This is a genomic window from Paenibacillus graminis, from assembly GCF_000758705.1.
GTDB classification, from domain to species: domain Bacteria; phylum Bacillota; class Bacilli; order Paenibacillales; family Paenibacillaceae; genus Paenibacillus_AQ; species Paenibacillus_AQ graminis.
This window is the reverse complement of sequence record NZ_CP009287.1, coordinates 6,962,515-6,987,161: the sequence shown is the minus strand read 5'-3', so window position 1 is coordinate 6,987,161 and position 24,647 is coordinate 6,962,515. Positions and strand designations below refer to the sequence as shown.

Annotated in this window: 26 protein-coding genes; 17 read left to right on the top strand and 9 right to left on the bottom strand. The window is 47.6% G+C overall.

Features of this window, described 5'->3' with window-relative positions:
• Positions 1–45 precede the first annotated feature (45 nt).
• Complete coding sequence (locus tag PGRAT_RS30265; protein WP_025708213.1) at positions 46–621, bottom strand: class I SAM-dependent methyltransferase; 576 nt, start codon at positions 619–621, stop codon at positions 46–48.
• A gap of 564 nt (positions 622–1,185) precedes the next feature.
• Here PGRAT_RS30265 and PGRAT_RS30260 point away from each other — a divergent pair.
• From PGRAT_RS30260 to PGRAT_RS30240, 5 genes are all read left to right on the top strand, one after another.
• A complete protein-coding gene (locus PGRAT_RS30260; protein ID WP_036706516.1) occupies positions 1,186–1,509 on the top strand; it encodes an ArsR/SmtB family transcription factor in 324 nt (107 codons plus the stop codon).
• A 29-nt stretch (positions 1,510–1,538) separates the two neighbouring features.
• Positions 1,539–2,045, top strand: coding sequence for an SRPBCC domain-containing protein (locus PGRAT_RS30255; protein ID WP_025708212.1), 507 nt, complete (start codon positions 1,539–1,541; stop codon positions 2,043–2,045).
• Between the two features lie 185 nt (positions 2,046–2,230).
• Positions 2,231–2,875 (top strand): hypothetical protein, encoded by a 645-nt coding sequence (locus PGRAT_RS30250; protein ID WP_025708211.1) that lies wholly within the window; start codon positions 2,231–2,233, stop codon positions 2,873–2,875.
• A 135-nt stretch (positions 2,876–3,010) separates the two neighbouring features.
• Positions 3,011–3,694: a hypothetical protein gene (locus PGRAT_RS30245; protein ID WP_025708210.1), complete on the top strand. Its 684-nt coding sequence runs from the start codon at positions 3,011–3,013 to the stop codon at positions 3,692–3,694.
• A 68-nt stretch (positions 3,695–3,762) separates the two neighbouring features.
• On the top strand, positions 3,763–4,473 hold the full coding sequence (locus tag PGRAT_RS30240) for a DUF421 domain-containing protein (RefSeq protein WP_025708209.1): 711 nt from the start codon (positions 3,763–3,765) through the stop codon (positions 4,471–4,473).
• Positions 4,474–4,609: 136 nt separating this feature from the next.
• Here PGRAT_RS30240 and PGRAT_RS30235 read toward each other — a convergent pair whose 3' ends face one another.
• Positions 4,610–5,320, bottom strand: coding sequence for an SDR family NAD(P)-dependent oxidoreductase (locus PGRAT_RS30235; protein ID WP_025708208.1), 711 nt, complete (start codon positions 5,318–5,320; stop codon positions 4,610–4,612).
• Positions 5,321–5,410: 90 nt separating this feature from the next.
• Here PGRAT_RS30235 and PGRAT_RS30230 point away from each other — a divergent pair, with 90 nt between their 5' ends.
• Entirely contained in the window at positions 5,411–5,779 is a 369-nt protein-coding gene (locus PGRAT_RS30230; protein ID WP_020434389.1) for a MerR family transcriptional regulator, read from the top strand.
• A gap of 128 nt (positions 5,780–5,907) precedes the next feature.
• Positions 5,908–6,795, top strand: coding sequence for a copper amine oxidase N-terminal domain-containing protein (locus tag PGRAT_RS30225; protein ID WP_025708206.1), 888 nt, complete (start codon positions 5,908–5,910; stop codon positions 6,793–6,795).
• A 90-nt stretch (positions 6,796–6,885) separates the two neighbouring features.
• Here the strand turns inward: PGRAT_RS30225 and PGRAT_RS30220 are convergent, their stop codons facing one another.
• Positions 6,886–7,290, bottom strand: coding sequence for a hypothetical protein (locus PGRAT_RS30220; RefSeq protein WP_025708205.1), 405 nt, complete (start codon positions 7,288–7,290; stop codon positions 6,886–6,888).
• Positions 7,291–7,434: 144 nt separating this feature from the next.
• On the opposite strand from PGRAT_RS30220, the gene PGRAT_RS30215 reads away from it, so the two are divergent.
• Both PGRAT_RS30215 and PGRAT_RS30210 read left to right on the top strand, forming a co-directional pair.
• A complete protein-coding gene (locus PGRAT_RS30215) occupies positions 7,435–7,788 on the top strand; it encodes a helix-turn-helix domain-containing protein (protein WP_025708204.1) in 354 nt (117 codons plus the stop codon).
• A 159-nt stretch (positions 7,789–7,947) separates the two neighbouring features.
• Entirely contained in the window at positions 7,948–8,319 is a 372-nt protein-coding gene (locus PGRAT_RS30210) for a RidA family protein (protein ID WP_025708203.1), read from the top strand.
• A 128-nt stretch (positions 8,320–8,447) separates the two neighbouring features.
• On the opposite strand, the gene PGRAT_RS30205 is transcribed toward PGRAT_RS30210, so the two are convergent.
• Entirely contained in the window at positions 8,448–9,581 is a 1,134-nt protein-coding gene (locus PGRAT_RS30205) for an SMP-30/gluconolactonase/LRE family protein (RefSeq protein WP_025708202.1), read from the bottom strand.
• Positions 9,582–9,593: 12 nt separating this feature from the next.
• Positions 9,594–10,379 carry an SDR family NAD(P)-dependent oxidoreductase gene (locus PGRAT_RS30200; protein ID WP_025708201.1) on the bottom strand — a complete coding sequence of 262 codons (786 nt, stop codon included), beginning with the start codon at positions 10,377–10,379 and terminating at the stop codon, positions 9,594–9,596.
• Positions 10,380–10,636: 257 nt separating this feature from the next.
• Between PGRAT_RS30200 and PGRAT_RS30195 the strand changes: the two genes are divergently transcribed.
• The 6 genes from PGRAT_RS30195 (at position 10,637) to PGRAT_RS30170 (ending at position 17,207) form a co-directional block, all read left to right on the top strand.
• On the top strand, positions 10,637–11,311 hold the full coding sequence (locus PGRAT_RS30195) for a TetR/AcrR family transcriptional regulator (RefSeq protein ID WP_174469042.1): 675 nt from the start codon (positions 10,637–10,639) through the stop codon (positions 11,309–11,311).
• A gap of 792 nt (positions 11,312–12,103) precedes the next feature.
• Positions 12,104–13,027: a S8 family peptidase gene (locus PGRAT_RS30190; RefSeq protein WP_036706512.1), complete on the top strand. Its 924-nt coding sequence runs from the start codon at positions 12,104–12,106 to the stop codon at positions 13,025–13,027.
• A gap of 2 nt (positions 13,028–13,029) precedes the next feature.
• Entirely contained in the window at positions 13,030–13,851 is an 822-nt protein-coding gene (locus tag PGRAT_RS30185) for a hypothetical protein (RefSeq protein ID WP_025708198.1), read from the top strand.
• Between the two features lie 81 nt (positions 13,852–13,932).
• A complete protein-coding gene (locus PGRAT_RS30180) occupies positions 13,933–15,156 on the top strand; it encodes a hypothetical protein (protein ID WP_025708197.1) in 1,224 nt (407 codons plus the stop codon).
• Between the two features lie 17 nt (positions 15,157–15,173).
• The gene (locus PGRAT_RS30175; RefSeq protein WP_025708196.1) at positions 15,174–15,794 is read left to right on the top strand and encodes a TraX family protein; all 621 of its coding nucleotides are present in this window, start codon (positions 15,174–15,176) and stop codon (positions 15,792–15,794) included.
• A 666-nt stretch (positions 15,795–16,460) separates the two neighbouring features.
• Positions 16,461–17,207, top strand: a complete 747-nt coding sequence (locus PGRAT_RS30170) for a sugar phosphate nucleotidyltransferase (protein ID WP_025708195.1) — start codon at positions 16,461–16,463, stop codon at positions 17,205–17,207.
• A 120-nt stretch (positions 17,208–17,327) separates the two neighbouring features.
• Here PGRAT_RS30170 and PGRAT_RS30165 read toward each other — a convergent pair whose 3' ends face one another.
• Complete coding sequence (locus tag PGRAT_RS30165; protein ID WP_025708194.1) at positions 17,328–17,648, bottom strand: hypothetical protein; 321 nt, start codon at positions 17,646–17,648, stop codon at positions 17,328–17,330.
• A gap of 11 nt (positions 17,649–17,659) precedes the next feature.
• Positions 17,660–18,310, bottom strand: a complete 651-nt coding sequence (locus tag PGRAT_RS30160) for a Vat family streptogramin A O-acetyltransferase (protein WP_025708193.1) — start codon at positions 18,308–18,310, stop codon at positions 17,660–17,662.
• 139 nt (positions 18,311–18,449) lie between these two features.
• Between PGRAT_RS30160 and PGRAT_RS30155 the strand changes: the two genes are divergently transcribed.
• Together PGRAT_RS30155 and PGRAT_RS30150 are read left to right on the top strand one after the other, a co-directional pair.
• The gene (locus PGRAT_RS30155; RefSeq protein ID WP_025708192.1) at positions 18,450–19,715 is read left to right on the top strand and encodes a beta-propeller fold lactonase family protein; all 1,266 of its coding nucleotides are present in this window, start codon (positions 18,450–18,452) and stop codon (positions 19,713–19,715) included.
• Between the two features lie 37 nt (positions 19,716–19,752).
• The gene (locus tag PGRAT_RS30150) at positions 19,753–19,974 is read left to right on the top strand and encodes a hypothetical protein (RefSeq protein ID WP_025708191.1); all 222 of its coding nucleotides are present in this window, start codon (positions 19,753–19,755) and stop codon (positions 19,972–19,974) included.
• Positions 19,975–20,050: 76 nt separating this feature from the next.
• Here PGRAT_RS30150 and tlp read toward each other — a convergent pair whose 3' ends face one another.
• Entirely contained in the window at positions 20,051–20,275 is a 225-nt protein-coding gene (gene tlp / locus PGRAT_RS30145; RefSeq protein ID WP_025708190.1) for a small acid-soluble spore protein Tlp, read from the bottom strand.
• Positions 20,276–20,405: 130 nt separating this feature from the next.
• Entirely contained in the window at positions 20,406–24,635 is a 4,230-nt protein-coding gene (locus PGRAT_RS30140) for a sulfite reductase subunit alpha (RefSeq protein ID WP_042267680.1), read from the bottom strand.
• Positions 24,636–24,647: the final 12 nt, after the last annotated feature.

Below are 24,647 nucleotides of genomic sequence, written 5' to 3'. Positions count from 1 at the left end.
GAATAAAGATGGGATAAGAACAAAATCATGGCGTTTGTTTTATTTTTAAAAAGAATACACATACAGTTTGGTCCGCAGCGTATCTCTGCAGGTGACTGTGCGGACTGGCTGCATATCCGGCAGGGCGAAAAAAACACTGATTACCACCGCCCCGGGGGGAAGCTCCTGTCTGAACTTAACCGCCAGCCGTTCCATGGCACCGGGGAACAAATAGCAAAGGACCATATCGGCATCGGCATAGGAGCAGCGGTAGAGATCGCCCCGGATGAAGCGGAGCCGGCCTTGAAGCGGTTCCTGGCTGTTCCCTGAATGTGGAAGCCGCGCAGCAATCAGCGCCAGCAGCTGCGAGCCCCACAAAGGGAGGCATGAATTCTCAATGCCGGTCAGTCTTTTGCCCGGACAATGCCGGACGATGTCCAGCCCCAATGTGCCCCAGCCGGACCCCGCTTCGACAATCGTGCCATAGCCGGGAATCCGGTTCACCTCCCCGGCAACGGCCAGCCGTACAGCCTTCGAGGCGGGCATCGGGGAGATCCCGTTTCTCCAGGTGTCTACGACGATCCACATCACAGACAGGAGAACGGCAAGTGCGAGCAACCACGTGATTTGGAGGATGAGCATGTAATCCGTCCCTCTCTTTACTCTCTATGAACAGAATTTCAATGTTTCTGTTATTATAAATCCCCTGCGGCTGCATCACCAGCTTAAGTGTTCTCATCAAACTCTAATGTTCCTGCAAAGCCTTTCTCAAATGAAATATAAAGGTTACAAGAGAATTTATGAATAGAGCAATCATCCTTAGTGGGAAAAAGGTTCACTAATCGAACTTACCTTGCTTATCGAAATTCCTATGTTGGAAAAAATACCACTAATTCCGCTGAAAGTGGTCCTTAGGGACGAATAGGCATGAATTAGGTGTACAAAATCCAACTAAAGCCTTATATAGCAAGGATTTCAGCAGATTAGTTTTCCTTTTTCCACTTAGCTTTCGTTCCTGATGAGCTTCAATGTATTCCCCAAGCTTTCAAATTCTCCAGTTCAACTCCTACAGCTGTTCTTTAGAGTAATTAAAATTCTGGGATTAACTTTAAACATTCCTTGACAGGAATATTCCTGTTGAGGTATATTACTGGTGTACCCAAACCAAACCATAATATAATGCTTCACTAAAGGAACATCAGAATCATGGACACAACGACATTTAGCGCGCTAGCCGAACCGACCCGCTTGCGGATGGTAGAAATGCTGAAGAACGGACCTCTGAGTGTAGGCGAGATTGCCGAACAACTTGGGCTCCGCCAGCCTCAGGCCTCGAAGCATCTGCGCGTCCTGCTGGAGGCCGGACTGGTTGAGGTGGAGGCAGCAGCTAACCGGAGGAATTACAGGCTGCGGACGGAACCGCTGCAGGCACTGGATGCATGGCTTGAAGCCTACCGGAAGATTTGGAATGAACGCTTTGAGAATCTGGATGAATACCTGCGGCACCTGCAATCCAAAGACAAGGAGTGACAATGAACGACTTACAGGAGGGAATTGAAATGTCCAAAATGATTTCCAGAGTAGAAGGCCAGGAGCTGGTTCTTGAACGTGTATTCGATGCACCCCGTGAGCTTGTATTCAAAGTATTTTCCGAGGCGGAGCATTTGAAGCAATGGTGGGGCCCGCGCGGCTGGATTGTTCCCGTGTGCACCGTTGATTTTCGTCCGGGCGGCATTTGGCATTACTGTATGAAGTGTGTTGACGAGAAGCAGGGGGATTTCTACGGAATGGAGTCCTGGGGCAAAGCGGTCTACCATGAAATTGTTGACGGGGAGAAAGTCGTCTACACCGATTACTTCTCGGATGCGGAAGGTAATGAAGCCGAAGGTATGCCGTCCACACTGGTCACGATGCTGTTCGAAGAGTACGATGGCAAAACCAAGCTGGTAAGCCGGTCGGCATATGACTCCGCCGATGCACTCAAAACGGTATTGGATATGGGCATGGAGCAAGGCATTACCGAAACTTGGGATCGCCTCGAAGAGCATTTGCAGTCGGTTCAATAGCCAAGAGTATATATAAGGGGGCTATCCCAAAAGCCAAGATGTTGGCTGGGAGAGCCTCTTTTTGTTGTGTAGGGATTCTAATTATCTTTTTGGCCGGATTCATGATTTTAATAGCAAACAAGATAGAGCCACATATAAATATATTACCTTCCGGAAGAATAATTAAAATAATAGGAGGAATTAGAATGCCTTGCGCATCGAATATAAATGCCTTTGTAACGGGAACTGTACCCTACACCGATACATTCACACACAACTTTGCAGTGCTGGATCTTGCCAAATGGGTCTCCTATCAATCTTATTTGAGCCCCTATTACGGAGCTTTGCCAATCAGCATCGTGCTCGGACAATGGGGATTTGAAATGGGTTGGAGCTTGACTGAATTTGCTGCCCGGAACAACCCCGGCAATATGGATTCAACCTGCGGTTACAGCGGTTCTATTATTCCTGGGGTATCAACCCCCGGAAAACGATATAAGTTTGACAATCTTATTGAAGGTGTTACCGCATATGCCCATCTGCTTATAGCAGGTTATCCTTGTGTTCAATCGGCGTATTCACATGGTGGTATTGCGACAGCTGCAGGACTTACCAAAGCATGTAATGCACTTTCAGCGGGGTATGATGCGGATAATACGACCAGTTCCTCATATTGTGCCAACAGCACATATGCCGAAAATTCGCCTTCTACAAAAAGAATATGGGCAACTGCAGGATATAGCGGTTTGTACACTACAATCAACGGCACCAATAATACTTGTATAAATGGATACAATTATATTCAAAGCAGTGATCCGGGCCTCTATAAATTCACCAATATTTCATTCTAGGGGATAGAGTGTTCCCAGAACAGAAGCTATTAAAAAGCTGTAATTTTCTAAAGGAAGTGGGACAACCTCCCGCTTCTTTTTCTATTGTTGTACATTAAATGGAAAAAATGATATATTTGTCTAGGGTGAAAAATTATGTTAAAACGTTTTATGCACGTTGTTATAGGAATGTTTTTACTTATTGTTGTGTCGGCATGCACGAAGGCCGGAGAGCCTGCAAATGGCGTCAGCACTGCCCCGCATACTGCGGCAATGGCAGTGAGCTCTTCAAGCCCTTCTCCTGCTCCAATAGCCAATCCAAAAGTAAGAGCAGCCGGAGAATCGGAATTCGGAAAATTGGAGATCCGGTCCAGTGTCCAGGAAAACGTTGAACAATTGGGAGCCCCTAGCTGCTATGGTACCGCAAAAGATTATAAGACTAGCGGTACTTACAAAGTACAGTTCACAGATACGGCTAATAGAGTAACGGAGATGGAGCTTCCCTCATTGACCGGTTTTATTCAGCCCCGGAATGAGACCATTCCATTAAAAAAACTGGCATTCCCTGGGCATGATGTCTTCGTGATTACACCGAATTATAAAGATTGCCATGGGATTTCTTTTTACCTGGTCGATGTATCGGAAGAAGGAGCTTTTCTATTGCAGTTCGTGACCCGGGAGGGCGCTTTTGATCAATACGATTTTTTGCCAAAAACAGAATTGAAGGTTGAAAAGGGTTTGTTAGAGGTACAGCATGGGGGTGGCGCAGGCAATGAGACGGTCATTGAACAACATTTCAAACCTGATTTCGCCAAACATGTAATGGAAATCGTATCATAATTCTTGATTCCTGGCCCACCGTTTCTTTTGAACCCGTTTGGAAATAATGGGGGGGAGGAGGCTGGAAGATGAACTATGCAGAGATTCTGATGAGAACTATTCTATCGGTGGGCCTGCTGCTGCTGATCCCCAGAATACTGGGCAAGCAGACCCTTTCCAATATGACGTCCAACGATTTCGTGATCAGTATTACGCTCGGTTCCCTGGCGGCCAATCTGGCGTTCAATGTCAGTCTGAAATTCACCTATCTTGTCCTGTCCATTGTTGTTATAACGGCTACCTCATTCCTGCTCTCCTTCATTGCCCTCAAAAGCCGCCGCCTGCGCAGCTGGATTTCCGGTTCTCCCACGGTCCTGATCGAGGAAGGCAAGATCATGGAAGCCAACATGCGGAAGATCCGCTATACCCTGGATTCGCTGGACCAGGCGCTGAGGAAGAAGGACATTTTTAATCTCGAAGAGGTTGATTATGCCGTGCTGGAGGATAACGGACAGGTCTCTGTTATGAAGAAGGCAGCGTACCAGTCCGTCACGAAGCAGGATCTGGGGCTGGCGCTGAAATCGCAGGCTTTTCCGGTGGAGCTGATTATGGATGGCAAGCTGGTGGAGGACAATTTCAAGCAGTACGGCCTTACCCGGGAGTGGCTGGAGACGGAACTGGCAAAGAAGCAGAAGGGGAAGACGCTGGCAGACGTATTCTATGCGGTAAAAGGCACGCAGCAGCAGCTTGTGTTCGATTTCTACGAGGACGGGCTGCAGCAGCCGCTGGATCGGGAGTAGCTATGGGAGCGTTAAGCGGAAACAGGAATAAATCCTGCAGCTGGCGCAGGAATACAAACCGGGGAGGCACAGGCTTCCCCGGTTTTTTAAGCAACTCTGTAATGCAGATGCAGGAGCCGGTTGCGGCAGTCCTATTTTACCACGCGTAAAGCCCGTTCATATCCAAAAATTCTCCGTTGTGGCGTTTACCATCCGTAGCGTAGCCCACAATAATAGCTGCCCCGGCTTCTTTGGACTGTCCGCCTTCTGCATTGCCGTTTAAGTCCGTCTTCGTAAAGCCGGGGGTTACTGAGAATACTTGGGCTTTGCTTTTCTTTAGTTCTATGGCCATCGCGACCGTCATCGCATTGTTTGCCGTTTTGGAGGAATTGTAGTCGAACGCATTCAGCGCGTATTCGGAGTTTTGCATGAAATGAAGGGACGCCATATCGGTGGAGACGTTGACAATCGTTCCTTCATTTTTCGTGATTAATGGAAAGAGACGCTGGTTCAAGCGGAAGGTCCCGAAGAAATTCACTTCAAAAGCGTCCCGCAGATGCCCCTCCTCTGTATTGCTGAATGAGCTGGAGAAAGCCCCCGGCATGCCGGCATTGTTAATTAGAAGTGTGACATCAGAGTAGTTGCTCTGAATGGTACCGGCGGCCTGTTCAATGCTCTCCAGATTCGTCATGTCAATCTGCAGAAACTCCACGTCCAGTCCTTGGCTGGTTAATTCAGCAACTGCCGCTTCCCCCCGTTCGATGCTGCGTGCGCCAAGCACTACCTTCCAGCCCGCTTCACCAAGCTGTCTTGCGATCTCCAAGCCAATCCCTTTGTTGGCACCTGTTACCAAAGCAATTTTTCTCATGGTTATCCTTCTTTCTGCGGAATAGTGTCTATCAACAATTCGTAGCTTACTATGCTACACTAAGTGTAGGTCAACACTAAATGTCAGGAAGTGATTAAGATTTTTACGATAGGACAAGTCGCCGCAAAAGTAGGGCTTAACATAGGGGCAATCCGCTTTTATGAACGAAAGGGTTTGCTCGATCCTGTTGTCCGCAACGAACAGAACAATCGGCTGTATACCGATGACGAGATTAATTGGCTGATCTTTCTTAGATGTCTGCGCGAAACCGGAATGAGTGTAGAGGAGATTAAGAAGTACTACGACATGGTCAAAGCCGGAACGTCCACCTTGCCGGAGAGGATCAAGCTCATCCAGGACCAGAAGCAAGCCCTTTTGGACGATATCGACAAGAAAAAAGCCCAGCTCGTTCACTTGGAGCACAAGCTTGAGCGTTATTACCGCGGGGAGAATTATTAAAGAAGCCCTCATCTAAAGGGCTTCTTTTTGGGATATCGTTTTTTAAGGAACTAATTATTGTTTAATGCGTCTATTATCTATAGAATATACAAATTATTCAAATTTTGATGAGGGAGGAATAATCAATAATGAGTAAATTTCTTAGAGCAGGGCTGCTTTTACTTCTGGTGTTTGTTCTAGCTTCTGGAACAGCGATGGCTGCACCGGATAAAATTGATGTCATTGTTAATGATGTTACTGTACCTACAGACGTAGCACCTTATATCAAACAAGGAACAACTATTGTTCCGTTGAATGTGGTGCAGAAAATTCCGGGGATTTCAGTAACGTGGGAGAATACAACGAAGACCATAACGATTGTCCGTGATGGTGAAACCATAACATTAGTCGCGGGACAAAAGACGGCGACCGTCGGATCAGAACAAGTTGCACTGACGGTGGCATCCTCTTTAGAAAAGGGGCATGTCATGGTGCCGCTGCGGTTTATTGCCGCATCAGCCGGTGCGGAAGTGGTGTGGAATGCCAAAACCCGCAGTGTCTATGTAGCGAAAGCAAGCGATGCTTTAACTGCACAGCGTGCTTCCGCAAATTTGGCAGAGGCACGTACGGCGGCTGTTCAATTCCCGCGGGTAAGTCTCTTGAAAAATTTCAATATAACCAATGACACCCAGAATCAGGACTACTACTTCCCGGAAGGAAAATCGGATTCCTTTTTTATTCAAGGCGGGAATGGGATTGATTATTATAAAGTGTCAGGTAATCACAGTGAATTAGTTTGGAGGGCTAAGTTCGATTACCGGACGAAAGCTTCCAACAGCCTATTCTTTTTACCTTATAAAATTGTAGAACAAGATGGAAAAGCGCCTTCTATAACTGGCCGTCTCGCTTTCTACCACCTCATGCTTCCGGTCATGGAAGCAACTTACGGCTTTATCGGCACCGATGGCCAGATGACTACTGTAGGGCAAAATGCTATGGCACTGGATAAATTTTTTGAAATACAGGGGGAGAAATAGTAAATAAATTCGATAGGCCAAGCAGGGCACCAATAGCCATTGCTTGGCCCTTTTTTATATCATCGGCCTCTGTCAATGTCATAATCCTTGCTACAGAAGCTCTGTAGTATTGTTGATTATTCGTACAGACAAGTTTCGTAGTACTTCATCGGTTTTTCGAAGTAACCGATCCATATCATTCTGTTCTATTTTCACAAGTTTAGCCTCTTCTTCACACAAGATATAGTTCATCTTACCAATAAAAATCACTATATCCAATCCTGGATTAAAGTCTGTATGTATCAACAGCAGCAGTTCAGTTAATGACAGTTTAAAGGTAGTATTCTTTCTGTTTTGGTGGATGTACAAGGCACGGGTCATGGATGTTAATGCCCAATTACAGAGTACAAGAGCGGTTTGGAATTGTTTGTGATTATACATAATATACGCTAACTTCATATGATACTGAGCAAGTTCGTGGTAATCCATAATTTTTTGCTGTAATTCGTCTCCCAAAGCTGTTCCTCCTAGTGGGAATTTAGGATAAGTATTACGTATCATAATAATATCTATAAGTATTAATATTTACAATGATATTCTTTGTTTGGTGTTTACCTTGATGAAAGTTGTCTACACTTTTGACATAGAGAGGTGGACGCCGTGAAAGACAAAGAAATACTCAAGCTTGTGGGAGCGAGAATACGCATTCTTCGGAAGGAAAAAGGATTCTCACAGGAATCGCTTGGGGAGAAAGGTGGATTTCATTTTTCATACATTGGGCAAATTGAACGTGGCGAAAAGAATGTATCGCTAATGAATTTGTCCAAAATTGCTGAGACCCTGGACGTTAATCTGATTCAGCTCTTTGCTTATATAGATGAGGAAATAGAGTTTACTGAACATGAAAATAATATTCAAGAAATTGTAGACATGCTTCGTGAGTCCAACAGTGATAAGGTTCGGTTAGCCAAAAATGTATTGAGAGAAATTTTAAAGGGCAATTCTTCTACATAGTTTGTTTTTCTATTTTTCAAGCAAAACAAAGCGTGTATCGAAAATCATTCGGTATGCGCTTTTTAATTACAAATTATTCCCCTCCCAAACCACGACACACAGCTGTCCGATTTCTCCCCCTATAATGAACTTATCTTAAAGGATAGGGGGTCGACAGATATGAGTGAGATCGTTAGACATGATGTGAATGAGGAGTATGCGTATTCCGGATTCGTGGAGGCGGGGGATTTTATTTTCCTCAGCTTCTGTGTGGGCAATGTGGGGGGAACGGTGGAGGAGCAGGTGGAAGGTGCGCTGAATGATATGAGCGGCCGGTTGCAGCAGGTGGGGCTGGCGCTTGCGGATGTGGTGAAGCTGGATGTTTTGCTGCGGGATGTGTGGGAGATTCCGGTGATGGAGACGGTGTTCAAGCGCAGATTTCAAGGCAAGTACCCTGCCCGGAAAACGATCTCCACGGAGTTCGCGCATGCCGGCGGGCCGGACGGGCTGAAGGTGCAGCTGGATGCTGTAGCGTATCGTCCACGTGCGTAGCGTTTGGAGGTTAGGAAGGAGATGCCTCTAATCCAAACAGCAGCCCCTCCTGTAGGAGTGAGCTGCTGTTTGGGATGCCTTAAAGTGGCAGTGGGGCGGTTGAATATAACATTAACATTAACACTACCTTACGGATTCATAAGCACCCGATGAACACCTTGGCTACCTCCCGGTGCGGTTCCGAGATATAAATATCCCCCTTGGCTTACGGCAGTGGTGATGCCATACAAGGTTCCTTCAGGATCATGCCAGCTATTCACAAGTTCTCCTTCGGGTCCATATTCCGCGACCAGTCCATGTTTCACCGGCGCACTTGCCCCATTTAACAAGGATTGTGGAACTTTGGACATTGTAGCCGCTAACCAGGGATGACTGTGCATGTAATCGGCAAAAGGCAAACGGGTTGTGAATATCCCTACCCAGAAATGACCCTGCGCATCACGTGTGATGTTGTCCGGGAACCCAGCAATATTGTCTGCAAAAATATCCGAGGTGCCCTGCTTGGCCCCCTTCAGCCAGTATCGGGTCAGCTGATAATGATACGACTCGGCCACGAGCACGAAATCTTCTTCAGCAGATAAGGCTACCCCATTGGCAAAATATAAATCCCGAAGTAAAACGGTCGTCTGCTTGGTCTGCGGATCATATTTCAGCAATCGTCCATGCGGTTTGTTCTCGGCAATTTCTTTGAACATGACCTTGCCGTAGTTAGAGGTATCCGAGAAATAGATCGATCCGTCCTGCGCGATGTCCAGTTCGTTCGCCAGGTAGATGGGCCCTCCCTCTACTTCTGTGGTTAGTACTTCAATATTTCCATCCGGGTCAATCGACAGCAGCCCTTTTTGAATATCTGTCACAATCAGATTCCCCGCCGCGTCGAATTTCAGTCCGTTAGGTGTTCCATGGGTATCGGCGAACACTTCAGCTGGCTGCGCCTTGCCCTCCGCGTCAAAGGCCACTCTGTAAATTTTGCCGTCGGAGTCTCCCGTATACAGCTGTCCTTTTGAATCAAAAGTAATAAATTCCGGGAACTTGGCGCGGTCTGTAACCAGTTCTGCCGAGCTGAGTTTGCTGTTTTCTTTCCAGGGACCATCCCTCTCAAAAGAAGGAGCGGCAGGTGCAGACCATACAGCAGGTTCTACCGGGGCAGGTATCAGCAGAAAAACAGCAATTCCCAGCACAATTACCCCAAGCAGAGCGAAACTCCATCTGCGAATTTGTTGACCAGTGGATCGTTTACGTTGTTTTTGTTCTGTTGACATTATTAATCCTCCTTATTGTTTGCGGGGACGAAGCATGCCCCCAACCAGCCGCAGACTTTGTCTGCGGGTCATAAAACGGGAAATCTGGGCGCCCAGATAATTCTGGAATCCCGGAACAACGTACTGTTTCCCTTTTTTCATAGCGCGGAGTGTGACTGCCACTACACGCTCCGGCGAGTCTTTTGCGCCGACAGAGGCATCCTCCGTGCCAACGACATTGAAGAAATTCGTTTCTGTTGAGCCCGGGCACAGAGCAAAGAATTGAACGCCACGGTCACGATTCTCCCACCAAAGGGCATCGGTAAAGGACAAGACAAAAGCTTTAGTTGCCCCGTAGACGGCCATATAAGGCAGCGGCTGAAAGCCTGCGGTAGAGGAAACATTGATAACAGCACCCGCCCCTTTTTGGAGCATCCCCGGAAGGAATAAATGAGTCATATCCACTACAGCAGCGACATTGAGCATCACTTCTTCATGCTGGCGTTCGCCGGAGACTTGCTCAAACAGACCGTGTGTGGCAAAACCCGCATTGTTAACCAACAGATCAATGTTCAGGTTGAGCTGCCGGCACTTCTGATACAGCTCTCCGGCAGCACCTTCGATGGATAGATCCTGGGGAATAACCTGGCACTGAACTCCATAGCTTCGGGTCAATTCGGCTGCGAGCGCATCAAGTCTGTGTTTGGATCTGGCTGCAAGTACCAAATGACTGCCTTCCTTTGCCAATTGTCTTGCAAACTGTTCGCCGATTCCCGAAGAGGCCCCAGTGATTAGCGACCATTTCCCTTTAATATTCATGATCCCGCTCCTTTTAATACGATGTTTTTATTTAGAAACAACGTTACCAATTCTCCGAAAAAAAACGACAAAGTTCCATGAATACAAAACCGTTTCGGTAACACTGTTTCCTATGGGAATCATAGTAACCGGAATGATACATTCGTGTCAAATCTTTTTTTTAGCGCGATGGATTAATTGACAACCTTTCTGCAAATGGTTAGAATGCCTGTTAGAAGCCCAGTAACCTTGTTTCCTGTCAATAACACGATAACCGAATGAAGGTGATCCTTATCAGTAACGAAGACAAGCCCTCAACATCCACGGCGCGGGTATTAAAAACATATCAGGAAGCCCGTCTGCAAAATACGGAAAATCTCCGTAAGCTTGTGGTTGATGCGGCCGCAGCCATTCTGCAGGAAGAGGGGCCGGAGGCCGTCACGGTGCGCAGAGTATCGCAAAAGATGGGCTGCTCAACCAAGATCATTTACAGTTTGTTTGTCAATAAAGAGGGTCTGGCCCAGCAGCTGTATCTGGAGGGCTGCAAATTGCTGGCCCAGCGTTTTGAAGAAGTGCTGCCGTCCTCTGACCTCTTGCAGCATTTGCTGGATTTGGGCGAAGCCTTCTGGCAGTTCGGGCAGGACTATACCAGCTATTACAAGCTAATGTTTGGAGGGGCTTTTGCCGAGTTCAAGCCGGATGCGGAGAGTATGCAGGGAACGATGACAGCCATACGCCGTTTGCTGATTCTAATCAGCACCGCCCAGCAACAAGGACGGATTTCGGACCAGGAAGAGACTGGGACCATCGTCAGCACCATATGGGCTTCGCTGCACGGCGTAATCCACTTGTATATGGGCGGGTTCCTTGGTGATGCCGAAGCAGCCCATACCGTATACAAACAAACCATGGTTTTGCTGTCCCAATCCTTGTTTACAGGGTCCAAGCCATAGTAGAAATTATTTCATTCTCCTGACAGCCCATCCCTTCAAGGGATGGGCTGTTCGATTCGTTCCAGCGCAATCAGCTTATCGCGAAGGCGGTTTTTGCAGCAGCAGGCTAGTGGTATATAACCCGTCTGTTCCATTCAGCGGGATTCGTACCTTATTGCACCAACAGATCAGAGAGTTCATGGTAAATCGTGCGGTATCCCATACACCGGTGCCTTCGAATCATTCTACGCGAGCAAAATAAGATCAAGGTTGTCTGATTGGGCACTAGCTACCGATATAATCTCCGGTTTTTGTCGTTCTAGCAAGGGCAAGGCATTTCCTATGTATCCTTACCTTGAGCGAGAAGAACTTAAGAAGATTATGTTAATTGATCTTGTGGCGAAAAGGGTATCCCTACCTGCCTACATACATATTAAAAAATGGCCGACCTGCCGGAAGGAAAATTGACTCTACAATGCCTCGTTGTACGGATTCGCCCCCGATCTCACGCGCTGTTCAGTGACGGACAGGCCCTCTATAGCCTTCGAATTTTCACAGGCAAAAGATTTGTCCTCCTTGCTGCTCGGTGAGGGTTAGCGATGCGCCTGGTTGAAGAGCGTCGCTTGGTTGTACGAAAGTTGAGTTCTAGATGTATTTAAAAGGATTACTAGACATAATGGGTAATATATGGTATAAAATTTACATAAAATTCTTATTGTGTATATTAATACATAACCCTCCTAATTGTACGAATGAATAGTTGGCCAACTTTCAGATAAATTAACCACTCGTTATCGTTATTGGAAGTGCAAAATGAAAACTAAATTATCTCTCTTAGTCTTTCTAATTATTCTTTTGTATACTTCAGCTTCAGTATCAATACCCAAGCAACCGGCAATAGATGCATATGAAGTAGAGGAATTAAAAAACTGGGGTGTAGAGAAGATTGGAGCTCCACTATTATGGTCTAAAGGGATTAAAGGAAAAGGCATTAATATTGCTATTATGGATAGTGGTATTGATTACAATCATCCGGAATTTTCGAAAAACATTCACACTGGTTATAATGCTATTCAACCAAATGAATTGCCTATCGACGATTATGGACACGGGACATTGATGACTGGTATCATAGCCGCACAACACAATAGTATAGGCTTCCAAGGGATTGCTCCTGAAGCGGAAATTTACCCTGTTAAAGTATTAGACCGTTTAGGAAGGGGATCTCTTGAAGATATCAACCGTGGAATTGATTGGTGTATCAGACATAACATAGACATTATTAATATGAGCTTTTCTATTCCCGAAGATAAAGAGCTTCTCCACAAGTCTATTCAGAAAGCAACGAATAATGGAATTATTGTGGTGGCAGCTGTCACTAACTCATATGGCGGTGCAGTTGGTTATCCAGCTTCATATGAAGGAGTAATATCTGTGACTTCAGTGGATCGTAAATTAGATAGCGGAGAAACTGCTTCTATCGGTAAAATAGACTTTAGTGCTCCGGGAGAAGACATCATCTCGACCTCAAAAAATGGAAAGTTTGAATATGTAAGTGGTACTTCAATATCTGCTCCTTATGTAACCGGTTTGATTGCTTTATTAATGCAGCAATATCATCTGCCTTCAAACAATATCGTTAAAACGCTGAAAAAGTATGCAGAAGATCTTGGCGTCGATGGGAAAGATGATATTTATGGTTGGGGATTTTTAACGACTACTGAAAACGGAGGATGAATATGTTTAAAAAGTTAACTGCAACAGTTTTATCTTTGTGTCTCATTCTAACAATTATTAGTTCTAACATCTTCGCAACTAATGTTAGTGGAAATCACAATGAAAATGGATTTGAAGTTGTTCAAAATGATGAGCATATTGTAAAAGTTAAAGGCGAGCACAACGGTGATGTACTTTATGCTACTTTAAATCGTGATACTAATGAATATACAATGGAAACTCTCGAAAAACCAAAAGGTTTCTTCGCCGCTATGACGGCGACAAAAAGTGTCTATACTGAATATAGTGTCAATGTTGGAATTATAGACGGGGACGTTGTAGATGCAGTTATTGTTAATAAAGTTACTGGTGAAGAATTGTCCCTGGAGCAAAATACTGATAAAGTGAGTGCTCAACTTCCTGCGCTTATACCTGTGATCACTTGGGGAGGATCTGCTCTGTTAGCCTTCTTATTAGAACAAGCTGCGGCAATAGCTATTGGTGCAATCACGGCATATGTGATTACAGACCTTATTAGTGACATAAAAAAACAAAGTCAATATAATTATTGGGCTGCTTGGGTAAGAAGAGGAGATGTCTATTTGAATCCCGAAGCTTTTCCAAATGATAATGCAGCGTTCACTTATCTAAAAAGTGCGAATAGCGGTGAAATAAATCTATTCGCTAGAACAAGTTCTAAAGCACAACAAGCTGCAAGGCAAGTGGCCGGCTTTGCACTATTTGAGGCAGGGAATAATTCAGAAGGGAATTATCCTCACTACCATCCAACAGAAAGAACTGGCGAACGATTCAGTAACCACGTTTGGTATTATCCAGGAACATAATAAGTAGTAATAGTCTCTCTCTCTTACTGTTCAAAGAGAGAGACTATTTACTGCATAAAAAAGAAGGTTGATTTTTCAATAATGAGTATAATTAAGAAAATTCAAGGCTATGAAGATCAGATTGTAAGTTATTCTGGCATCACCTTAGATGATAGGTTTTTCTTCTATTATGTCAGTAAAAAAATAAGTGCTGATATGGAAGAACACTCTGGATTTCAGGCGGGTATTTTGCGGTACGACGTCTTAACCGATAATTCTGAATTTTTTTCCTATTCGCCTTCCAGATATTTTGAAAGTTATATTCCTGGTAAAACAAGCATTCACTCGGCTGAATTACACTGGGAACAAACACAAGCCACCTTTATTATATACAAATTCGCCTGTGTCGAGATGAGTTCATCTGAAGTATACCGTCTGAATTTCACTGACTCTATAGCAAATTCTTCTATTACATCTAGACTATGGGGCCTAGAAATGTACAGTTTGAATGACCAGTATTTGATCCTTGCGATTCCTGAACTTGATCCGTTTTCAGACAAGGACAATCACGGCTTCGAGGAATATTTGCTGATTGATATTGTAAATCAAGTATCATACTCGATTCCTAGAAGCCTGGGGCAAAATGATTCTATCCTTAATTTTTCTGATTTACAGGTAATTACTTTTGATGAGATAGACTATCTCATTCTTCACACGGGTAGAATGACCTTACCCGAAAAACAAGAGTTATGGACCCGAAAAGGTAAACTCATGCAGTCTAGTTCTGCTTATCAAAGCAGGCTTGTTCTTCCTTTAGAAGAATTCATCCAGACGGTTAAAGAGCGGTGCAATATAAAAGAGAGTTATATCATAGACCAATGCGATCACTCCAGTGCTTATGTAAATACACTTGTTCATGCCCCTTGGGTGTACGTGTATAAAACAAACTGTATAAACCACACATCGGAATTGGTGCAGTATCATATACCAACACAGTCCAAACGTTCGATTCCATTTATACGTACATTTGATCGAATTATTCTAAAAGGGGAAGAATTGGTGGGAATTTTGAAAAATTCATCTCAAAAGATCGAGCAAATGTATGATTTAGCTCAAGGGACTGAATTATTTACAGGGTTGTCTGATCAGGTGATTAAATGGGTCAATAAGGATATGATCATTATTCAATGTTTTTCTAAAGATACGGGTCTGCGTCACCTACAAATATATGATAGTTCAACTCAAGTCCTGGTATATGAAATCGTAGGGACTGTTCCGAATTTCCATTATATGGAATCTCGGGATCTCGTTTTAATTTTTCCATGAATAAGGAGTCACAATGAATGTTGAAGATACTAGCAATTGTATCGATGCTTATAGACCATATAGGAAGAATTTTTTATCCTGATGCTATACTATTTACTATAATAGGAAGACTGTCCTTCCCTCTTTTTTGCTGGAGTGTCGTAGTGGGCGTTGATCGAACGCAAAATATCCAAAAGTATAGCTTACGAGTATTATATTTAGCTTTAATTTCGCAAATTCCTTATTCCCTTTTATTTGACACTCATGGATTAAATGTCTGCTTTACTTTGCTCTTCGGCATCCTAGTGATTATGCTTTACCGTGTCCCATTAAATTTATATTTAAAATGGATAGCGATTATTCTACTTCTCGTAATTCCGGATCTGCTTTCTTTTGATTATGGAAGTTATGGAGTGTTCACTATTCTTTTGCTTTATCTCTTACGAAATAAATCTGAGCTGCTTTTGATCAGCTACACCTTGCTTACTATTCTTAGTATTTCAATGTATCATTATGAGCTTATACAGCTATATGCTATTATGGCAATCCCAATAATTATTTTCTTGAAAAATAATCATTTTAATGTAAATCGCTTTTTTAATTACTCCTTCTATCCAGCTCACCTGCTTTTATTATTATGTATACATGCTTGGGTATAGGATTCTCTTCTGAATCTCGAATTATCTAGTACACACGGCTAAAATAATCTTTCCATCCCCTTTTGACCGAGAGGCTCGTTCAAGGTGCGGCAGATGGGACCCATCGAACCATACTTTCCGAGTGGTGAGTGTTCAGGCCGTTCACGATGTAAATCCACTCTCCTTTGAGATCCTTTACACAAGTTGCTTCACGTGAATCGCAATATCGTTTTTTGTTTCAGGTAGAGTTCATCGGCGGCTCCAATAATCCGGCCCTTCCGTTGCATGGATGGAGAGAACGCTATGAAGTTGTAACTCTGGTAATTCGAGCATTTCGTTGATATACTGGAGTGGAATTTTTCATATCCTTTATTGTTGTTTACTTTTGCAATACCAAGGTCGGCCCTGATTTCCATTAGGGCCGACCTTGGTATTGGAGAAACTTAGCATGCCGCTATCGTTTTTCCGCGAAGCTTGAGAACAAGATCATAGGTATGCAGTCAAGGATATGAATCATGCAGGTGTTTAAGGTCACGTAAAAAAACACTAATTCCAATAGGAAGGAATGGTAGAGGATTAGTGGAGGTGCGCTGAATGATATTAGTGACGGTTGCAGCAGGCTTGGCTGTCCGTCTCCGGTGGTATCATAGTAGAAGGACAATTTGCAGGCAGAGGAGCGGACAGGGGATGATTGCATTAATCTTGGCTGCGGGGTATGCGACCCGTCTCTATCCGTTAACGAAAGATACGCCAAAGCCGCTGCTGCCGGTTCAAGGTAGCCGTACCATTCTGGATTTGCTGATGGACCGTCTGGAGGTGCTGGATGAGGTTACGGAGGTTCTTATTGTGACCAATGCCCGGTTCTTCCGGGCTTTTGAGCAGTGGCACCACCAGTACAGGGGGACAAAACCAGTTCGTATTCTGAACGATGGCACCTCTTCACCGGAGGGACGGTTGGGGGCGATTGGCGATATCCAGTTTGCCATCAAGCGGGAGCAGATGCAGGATGATCTGCTGGTTCTGGCAGGTGATAATGTGCTGGGATTTGGCCTTGAGGGGTATCTGAATTATTTTCATAAGGTGGATAAGGATTGCATTCTGGTCCGGACGGTGGACGATATCGGGGAGCTGCGCAGTGTCGGGGTGGCGGAGCTGGATACGGAGATGCGGGTCCTTTCTTTGGAAGAAAAGCCGCAGGCGCCCCGGACCAACATTGGCGTCTTTGCGCTCTACATCTACAAACGGTCCACGCTGCCGCTATTTTCCCGTTATCTGGCCGAAGGGGGCAACCCGGATGCGCCGAGTTATTTTCCCGAGTGGCTGCATTCCCGCCAAGAGATCCGGGCCTACTATACGGAGGGTGCTATTGATGATGTCGGCACCCCGGAGGCGTATGCGGAGATGCGGGCTAGGCTGGGGGAACTGGCAGAGTGACAATGGTTAATCTAAGAGCGGTTCATCCTGTTGGGGATGAACCGCTCTTTTTGCTTGGATATAACGTAATGTATGCGAAAGTTCTCCAACCTTCCAAGTTATAACTATTGAAATGATCAATTATTTAGCCTGAAGTTTATAAGAATATTCTTTATCATTGTAGTTAAACTGAATTGAGTCGAATGACTGTTCACTATAAACATAGGCTTCAGAGTTACTGCTGCCATCTGCATTTCCAGGGACTACGCTAACCCAAATATAGAGATTTTCTTTTTCATCAGTTGCATATCTGTAAGAATCTCCTCCAGTTGAGTGAAACTCATTAATTACCTTATTGTACGAGGGGTCTTCTACTTTCATAACCCAGGCTTGTTGTCTTAGCGGCTGAGCTCCATCTGTAAGATGGATGATAGAGGATACAATCTCCAAATCCAAATACATTATCCACCATCCTATGCGGTGCCGCCTGCCAGACCTTTAATCCGCTCCAGATCATTGCTGCACAGTACTTCAAGGCTGTCTGTGATCTTCTCCTGACTCCAATCCCACCATTTCAGCTCCAGCAGTTGGGCGATCAGTTCATCATCGAAGCGTTTTCTAAGAATGCGTGCCGGATTCCCGCCGGCAATATGATAGGGGGGCACATCCTTGGTTACGGTGGAATTGGCCGCGATGATGGCTCCGTCGCCAATGGTTACACCGGGCATAATGGTGGCATTCTGGCCGATCCATACATCGTTGCCGATGATGGTATCGCCCTTGTAGGGCAGGTCCGCCAGCTCCGGCGTAGCCTTCTCCCAGCCGCCGCCCATAATGTTGAAAGGGTAGGTTGTCACCGAGCCCATCCGGTGATTGGCGCCGTTCATAATGAATTCGGTGCCGCGGGCAATGGCGCAGAATTTGCCGATAATCAGCTGATCCCCGATGAATTCATAATGGTGGGTCACACGGCTCTCGAAAGATACCGACTCGTCAGGATCATCGTAGTAGGAGTAATCTCCGGCGATGATATTGGGACGGGTGATGGTATTTTTGATGAAACGGACTTGCTTAATATTGGGGTTCGGATGGATTGCGTTCGGATCCGGTCCTGTAGGAAGCATAAGCACACACCTTTCTTGAATTCATATATATGCAGGATTGAGGTCCAATCCATACTGTAATTCTTACATACATTAACAATAGATTGGTAGCTCCAAGAAAAATCCGTTCGAGTTCTAATGAAGGGAGGATCTAAATGTCATGGCCACTATATCAACTGGGCCCATTGAAAACACTGCGGTCAGCGGTGTAAGACCAACTCAGCAGGTGACAGTCAAGATCGATAACCGTGACTCTCTCAACGTATCGTCTATATTAATCCAAGGGTATAATTTGACCGTAACCAGGACGTTATATGTGAGCGAGCTGCTCACTGTTGCTCCTGACGAAGTGCTGACAAGAAACTATTTTGCCGATCTGGATGCCTATGAATTTGTCTTCACAACGGGTGGTACTGCAGCAGAGCAGACGGAAGTTTCTGTATGGGGCAAAAATGCCGCCGGGCAGCTGGTTACCGCCCATAGGCTCGTTTTTGCCGAGCTTGTCGGCGATGAGGACAGGGCTGTCGCCGGTTCTGTCAATCGCATCTATGTTGCCAATTTCAACAGCAATAGTGTTACAGTGATCAATGGTGCAACGGGTGGGGTAATTGATACTATTCCTGTTGGGGTTAATCCTGCGGGAGTAGCTGTGAATCCATTAACCAACCGGATCTATGTGGCGAATTTGAACAGTAACAACGTATCCGTCATCGATGGAGCGACCCATATGGTGATGGCCACTGTTCCTGCCGGGAGTGGAGCGGGTGCGGCCGCAGTCAATACCGCCACCAATGCCATCTATGTGGCAAATTTTAATGATAATACTATTACTGTTATTGATGGATTGACCAACACCGTGGTGACTACTATTATTCCCGCCGGTGGGTCGCCTTTTCCAACGGGGATTGGTGTGAATTCCTTAACCAATACTATTTATGTAGCTGAATTCAACTCGGATATCGTTACTGTCATTGACGGAGCTACGAATACGGTAATTACACAGATTCCCGTTCAGGTTAACCCTTTCAGAGTAGGGGTGAATCCTTTGACGAACCGGATTTATGTCTCGAACTTCACCAGCAACACGGTTTCTGTGATTGATGGAGCAACCAACACAGTCATTACAAATGTGCCCGTTGGCACGACTCCGGCTGAACTGGGAGTGAACGTATCTACCAATGCGATCTACGTGCCAAACCGGGATACCGACAATGTGTCTGTGATTGGCGGATTAACGAATACTGTGATTACTACTATTCCGGTCGGGAATAATCCCAATGGAGCAGGGGCCAATCCATTGACGAACCGGATCTATATCACTAATCAGGATGATAATACGGTGTCGGTCATTGATGGGGTCACCCAGGCCGTGATTAGCGTCATTCCGGTCGGCGCGCGTCCGTTCTCGGTCGGCGTCAATCCGTAGAAGACGGTACATCATCTTATAATAGGCGGTGAATGATATGGAAGAGGTCCATTCGGCAGAAAAAATCATGGAAATATTGTTAAGCATGGACACAGGAAACTCGACCCGCGACATCCGTATCCCCGGCAAAGGCGAATTCAAGATTATCCTGCAAAAAGAAGACGACAGCTCCAATACAGCTGTTATCCACGGCGGGGAAACGGCGAGAGGAGCGCGTACGCTGCCGGCATCTGAATTACCAAGGAATCCTTATTTGTAAAAGAACAAAGTCAAACGGCGGTTCAGCCCGGAATAACCGGGTGGACCGCCGTTTGGCTTGAACTGCCGTTCTTTAACTATTCCTGGGAATGCGCGGCTTCGTCTTTAACTTCCTCGCGGAAGCCTTTAATGCTTTCTTTACGGCGTTCGTTTTTTGCTTCGATTTGTTCACGTTCTTGGCTGCTGATCTCAGAAGAGAATTCGTTTAAGTAGTCTTCAGCTTCATGCAGGTTTTGCATGGTGTGCTGAATGCTCTGTTGTAAATGCTCAACGTTATCTGCCCGATTATCCGGCTTTGCCATTTGGGATCGCCTCCTGTGATTAACGCGCCGCAAGGACGCTAACCTGTAGGGTGATCGTTGCCGGAAGATTTTATACATCGATTTAATGCATCGCTGGAGCTTAATGGCTGGTCCCTCCGCCATTGTTGCTTTAATAGACATCCCGCGCGTACCGCTTGGTTAATGACATTTCTTTTACATACTCATTTGCCTCATCCGCAGTCATGCCGCCGTGCTGCCGGATTACGGTCTTTAGCGCGGCATCCACTTCTTTGGCCATTTGCTGGGCATCTCCGCACACATAGAAGTGGGCCCCCTCCTGAAGCCATGCCCAGAGCTCGGCCCCATGCTCAAGAATGCGGTGCTGTACATAGATTTTCTCCGCCTGATCCCGGGAAAAAGCCGTATCCAGCCGCTGCAGGAAGCCTTCTTCCCGCAATGCCTCAAGCTCCCCGCGGAAATAAAAATCGCTGTCCTCCCGCTGTTCGCCGAAGATCAGCCAGTTTTTGCCCGTGGCACCGGATGCCTTGCGCTCCTGCAGGAAGCTGCGGAACGGTGCGATGCCTGTACCCGGACCTATCATAATCATCGGGGCACCGGAATTTGCCGGCGGCCGGAAATGGGCATTCTTTTGAATGAAAATGGGAATCTCTGTGTCCTCTGTAACAAGGTCCGCGAGGAAGGTGGAGCATACTCCTTTGCGTGCATTGCCGTTATTCTCGTAGCGTACAGTGGACACTGTGATATGAACCTCGTGCGGGTGGGCCTTCGGGCTGGACGAAATGGAATACAGCCGGGGCTGCAAAGGCTTGAGCTGTTCCACAAGCTCCTGCGCACTGAGGGCAACCGGGAACTCCTGCAGCACATCGATAAGCTGGCGCCCCCACAGCCATTGCTTCAGTTCCGCCTGGTTGCCGCTTTCAAGGAGCTTGCTTAGCTTCCTGTTCTGTGAACGGTCCCGGACGAACCGGAGCATCTCCGGAGCAATACGGGCGATCTCATAATGACGGCGCAGTGCTTCGTTGACCGGCAGCACGCCCTGTCCCTTGACCATTACCCGCATGGAAGGCTCAATGTCCAATGTACGCAGCAGATTGCCGACCAAATCGGGACAATTGGCGGGCCATACGCCAAGCGCATCGCCTGCTTCGAACTGCACTCCAGCAGACTTCAGATCGAAGGCGTAGTGGCGGGTTTCTTTTTCAGACCCGGCCTTATTCAGACATTTCTTGAACAGAATACGCGATGGCACCGGATGGTTCCGGTGATATCCGCGTTGCTCCGGGCCTGGGGTAGCCGGTCCGGGTGCGGGCACGGGAGTGGATGAGCTGCCGCTGGCTGCGGCTGGTCCAGAGGACTCCGGGCTGTCTGCGAACACGCTAAGCAGTCCCGAGATATCCTTTGTCCATGCATCCGCCTGTTCCTGAAAGTCCGTATCGCAATGGGCACAGTCCAGCAGCCGCAACGCGCCAAGCTCCTCCAGCCGGGTATCCAGATTCCGCCCGAAGCCGCAGAACAGATCGTAGTTGGAGTCCCCGAAGGCAAGTACGGCATAACGCAGGTCCTGGAGCAGTGGTGCATTCTCTGCCTTGAGGGACTGGTAAAAGCTGTCGCCGTTGTCCGGAGGATCTCCGGCTCCGAAGGTGCTGGCGATGAACAAGGCAAACCGGTTTTTCGCCAGATCGTTTACGGAATATTGATTCATATTTACGAGCCGTATATCGTAACCGGCCTGCTGTAATTTCTTCGCGCAGTCAATGGCCGCACCTTCGGCATTTCCGGTCTGCGAAGCCCAGAGGATGGTTACAGGAAGCTTGCCTGCTGTCTCAGCTTCTTCGGAGTTTGCCCCTGAAGAGACCGGGCCTGAGGGCATTGCCTGCACGGAATGAGGTTCTGCTCCGGGAAGCGGAGTACGGGAGAACATTCCCGCCAGCAGACCATCCACAAAGTAGCGGGTGGATGGTTCAAACGGTGCAGTGGGCGGCAGAACCGGAACGCCGGAGGCTGACCGGCCAGCCTCGGTGCGCAGGCTTGTGATGAAGCCGCCCAGATAAGCCTGTTCATGACTATCCAGAATCATGGCTGCCGGGGCTTCAATGCCAAACATGCCCGCAAGCGTATCCAGCTGCTTCATCGTTACGGCCTCCTTAGGATGGGCGTTCTCATCGCCGGCTGGTAATGAGGAGTGATTCTGATTCATATCCGGTGCCTGCGGCTCCCCGGAAGGCTGGCCCGCAGCCTTGACCAGCGATACAGAGCAAAATTTCAACTCGGGCTGCAAGGACAGGGGATCCACGGCATCATTCGTGACGTCATTTACGGCTAACTGGGGACCAAAGACATCATTCCAGTGGAAGGGGGCGAAGCAGTTGCCGGGGCGCACACGGTCTGAAATGACAGCCGGGAGAACCGCCTGCCCCCGCCGCGAACGAAGCTCTACCGGCTGGCGGTCCTTGATTCCAAGCGCCTCAGCATCCTCCGGGTGAATCTCGATAAAGGGACCCGGGTTCAGCTTATTGAGCTTAGGGACTTTGCCTGTCTTCGTCAGCGTATGCCATTGATGCTGCAAGCGGCCCGAATTCAGTACGAAGGGATAGTCACTGTCCGGCATTTCGGCAGGCGGCATATACGGACGTGCCCAGAACACGGCTTTCCCGCTGTCTGTCGGGAACAAAATATCCGAAGAACGGTCTTCTGAAGGCTCGCTCAGGGCGGTGCCGCCCTGACGGTTCAGGTACCGGATCGGATTCCGGTCGTTCGGCTGATCCGGTGCACAGGGCCATTGCACAGGCGTTTCCCGCAGCCTTGCATAGGTGGCCCCCCGCAGGTCGTAGCCGGTCTTCGGATTCCAGGCCTGCTGGATTTCGGCATAGACCTCTGCTGAAGAATTGTAGGCAAAAGCTTCGGCATAGCCCATTTCAGCGGCTACCCTGGCAATCAGCTGCCAGTCGGGCATAGCCTCTCCGGGCGGCTCGACGGCTTGCTGCATCAGGGTCAGATTACGCTCGGAGTTGATCATCACGCCTTCACCTTCGGCCCACAAGGCCCCGGGCAGCAGGATATCCGCATAACGGTTAGTTTCGGTGTCCAGGAAGCTATCCTGCGTAATGACCAGATCAGCCGCTTCGAGGGCAGCGATGACCTTCTTGCGGTTGGGAACCGTGGCTACCGGATTGGTGCAGATGATCCAGCAGGCCTTGATCTTGCCTGCAATCATGTTCTCGAACATGGAAATGGTACCGCCGCTGGCATCCGCCCGAAGGGCGCCTTGGGGGATTTCCCACAGCTTCTCTATGAAGCTGCGGTCCGCTTCGGACACCAGGGAGCGCTGCCCGGGCAGGCCCGGCCCCATGTAGCCCATCTCGCGGCCGCCCATGGCATTAGGCTGGCCCGTGAGCGAGAAGGGACCGCTCCCCGGGCGGCAGATCGCACCTGTAGCGAGATGCAGATTGCAGATGGCATTCGTGTGCCAGGTACCGTGAATGCTCTGGTTAAGACCCATGGTCCAGCAGGTCATCCACTCCGGAGCCACGCCAATCCACTCGGCCGCCTGGCGGATATCGGCTTCCGGAATGCCGGTAATTCCGGATACTTTATCCGGCGGATAGTCCTCCAGGAATTCCTTCATGCCCTCAAAACCGGAGGTGAACCGGGCGATAAAGTCCGGGTCGGTATGGCCGTTCTTAACAAGCAGATGCAGCAGTCCATTCAGCAGGGCAAGATCCGTTCCGGGCCTGATCTGCATGAACAGGTCTGCTTTGTCCGCAGTGGCCGTCCGCCGGGGGTCTACGACAATCAGCTTGGCTCCGGCCTTGACCCGGTCCATCATCCGAAGGAACAGAATCGGATGACAATCGGCCATATTGGCGCCGATGACGAAGAATAAATCCGTCTTATCTATATCCTGATAAGAACCCGGAGGCCCATCCGCTCCCAGGGAGAGCTTGTAGCCGTTCCCGGCGCCCGCCATGCATAAGCGTGAATTAGACTCAATATTCGGGGTGCGGATGAAGCCCTTGGCCAGCTTGTTGATCAGGTACTGGGCCTCCAGCGACATTTGACCCGACACGTACACGGACAGGGCATCCGGGCCATGTTCCTCCAGAATGGCCCGCAGCCGCTGCGCGGTATCACGAATAGCTTCATCTATATTCACTCGTTCAGGCTCGGCTCTGCGATCCTGGCGTTTGTAGGCATATTCCATCCGGCCCGATTCCGTGAGTGCGGCTGCGGCCGTACTGCCTTTGGTGCACAGCCTGCCGAAATTGGCCGGATGCTCTTTATCTCCGGTGATGTTGACTACGCGGTTACCCGACACTTCGAGTACGATCCCGCAGCCAACCCCGCAATATGGACAGACGCTTTTAACTTTGGTTGTCATGTGAGTTCACCG